Source organism: Vibrio marinisediminis (genome assembly GCF_014050145.1).
GTDB lineage: Bacteria > Pseudomonadota > Gammaproteobacteria > Enterobacterales > Vibrionaceae > Vibrio > Vibrio marinisediminis.
On sequence record NZ_JACFYF010000156.1, the window covers coordinates 1 to 304 of the forward strand.

Here is a 304-nt window from a genome sequence, read left to right on the forward strand (position 1 = left end):
TACCAGCCAGCGCAACGATCTCTTGTTGAAACCGGTCGCGCATACGCGGCGTGATAAGATTGTCGGCGATTTCGTTCCCGAGCCGCGTGATCGCAGTGGTGGCAGTGTCGCGCAAGCAGTCTTCAATGCGCTTTAGCTCTGCGAGCCTCGCGATCTCTGTTCTCGCAATATCCAGCAGCTCGTGACTTTGTTTCCGATCCTGCAAATCGGCCTGCTCATCGAGCAAGGCTTCCCGTGCTTCGCAGCCGGATGCATCATCGAGAGAAGCCGCATAGGCGCGTGTCTGCGCAGCTTCGGTGATTAC

1 protein-coding gene is annotated in these 304 nt (G+C 57.6%); it reads right to left on the reverse strand.

From position 1 onward, the window contains the following. Positions 1-304, reverse strand: a 304-nt coding sequence (locus H2O73_RS23770; RefSeq protein ID WP_497997510.1) for a hypothetical protein, incomplete at both ends; no start/stop codon positions are given.